At 71.4% G+C, this 1,775-nt stretch carries 1 protein-coding gene; it reads left to right on the top strand.

Annotated elements, in window-relative coordinates:
- Positions 1-1,775 (top strand): 1-deoxy-D-xylulose-5-phosphate synthase (gene dxs / locus AB9M23_RS22530; RefSeq protein WP_372426943.1); only part of this gene is annotated, 1,775 nt, incomplete at both ends.

The raw sequence follows: 1,775 nt of genomic DNA, 5'->3' as shown, positions 1-1,775 counted from the left end.
GTGGCGGACGAGCTTCGGGCGGAGACGATCGACGCGGTGTCGGTGACGGGCGGGCATCTCGGGGCCGGGCTCGGCGTGGTGGAGCTGACGGTGGCGCTGCACGCGGTGTTCGAGACGCCGGGCGACCGGCTGATCTGGGACGTCGGGCACCAGGCCTATCCGCACAAGATCCTCACCGGCCGGCGCGACCGCATCCGCACCCTGCGCCAGGGCGGCGGGCTGTCGGGCTTCACCAAGCGCGCGGAGAGCCCCTACGACCCGTTCGGCGCGGCGCATTCCTCGACCTCGATCTCGGCGGGGCTCGGCATGGCGGTGGCCCGCGACCTCGCCGGGGGCGACAACGACGTCGTCGCCGTGATCGGCGACGGGGCGATGTCGGCGGGCATGGCCTGGGAGGCGATGAACAACGCCGGCGCGATGCACTCGCGCCTCGTCGTCATCCTCAACGACAACGACATGTCGATCGCGCCCCCCGTGGGCGCGATGTCGGCCTATCTCGCCCGGCTCGTCTCCGGCAAGACCTACCGCTCCTTGCGCGAGACGGCCAAGCAGCTCACCCGCAAGCTGCCCAAGGGGCTGTCGCAGAAGGCCGCGCGGGCGGAGGAATACGCCCGCGGGTTCTGGACCGGCGGGACCATGTTCGAGGAGATGGGCTTCTACTACGTCGGCCCGATCGACGGCCACAACCTCGATCACCTGCTCCCGGTGCTGCGCAACGTGCGCGACACGAAGGGCGGGCCGATCCTCGTCCACGTCGTCACCCAGAAGGGCAAGGGCTACGCCCCGGCGGAAGCCTCCTCGGACAAGTACCACGGCGTCGTCTCCTTCGACGTCGTCACCGGCGCCCAGGCCAAGCCCAAGGCCAACGCGCCGGCCTACACCAAGGTGTTCGGGCAATCGCTGATCCGCGAGGCCGAGGCCGACGATCGCATCGTCGCCATCACCGCGGCGATGCCGTCGGGCACCGGCGTCGACCTGTTCGGCAAGGCGCACCCGACGCGCACCTTCGACGTCGGCATCGCCGAGCAGCACGCGGTGACCTTCGCGGCGGGCATGGCCACCGAGGGCTACAAGCCGTTCTGCGCGATCTACTCCACCTTCCTGCAGCGGGCCTACGACCAGATCGTCCACGACGTGGCGATCCAGAACCTGCCGGTGCGCTTCGTCATGGACCGCGCGGGGCTGGTCGGCGCCGACGGGCCGACGCACGCGGGCTCCTTCGACGTCGCCTATCTCGGCTGCCTGCCCAACATGACGATCATGGCCGCCGCCGACGAGGCCGAGCTGGTGCACATGGTGGCGACCGCCGCCGCGCACGACGAGGGACCCATCGCCCTGCGCTACCCCCGCGGCGAGGGGGTGGGCGTCGAGATGCCCGAGCGCGGCGTGCCCCTCGAGATCGGCCGCGGGCGCGTGATGAAGGAGGGCTCGCGCGTCGCCATCCTGTCCCTCGGCACCCGCCTCGCCGAGGCGCTCGCCGCCGCCGAGGAACTCGACGCGCGGGGCCTCTCCACCACCGTCGCGGACGCGCGCTTCGCCAAGCCCCTCGACCTCGACCTCGTCACCCGCCTCGCCCGCGAGCACGAGGTGCTGATCACCATCGAGGAAGGCTCGATCGGCGGCTTCGGCTCCTTCGTGCTGCACGCGCTCGCCGAGAACGGCCTCCTCGACAAGGGCCTCAAGGTCCGCGCGATGGTGCTCCCCGACGTGTTCATCGACCAGGACAAGCCCGCCAGGATGTACGCCGCCGCAGGCCTCGACGCCCGCGGCATCGT

Source organism: Salinarimonas chemoclinalis (genome assembly GCF_041514305.1).
In the GTDB taxonomy this organism is placed as follows: Bacteria; Pseudomonadota; Alphaproteobacteria; order Rhizobiales; family Beijerinckiaceae; genus Salinarimonas; species Salinarimonas chemoclinalis.
The sequence above is the reverse complement of the archived record's forward strand: the minus strand, read 5'-3'. Positions and strand labels throughout refer to the sequence as shown.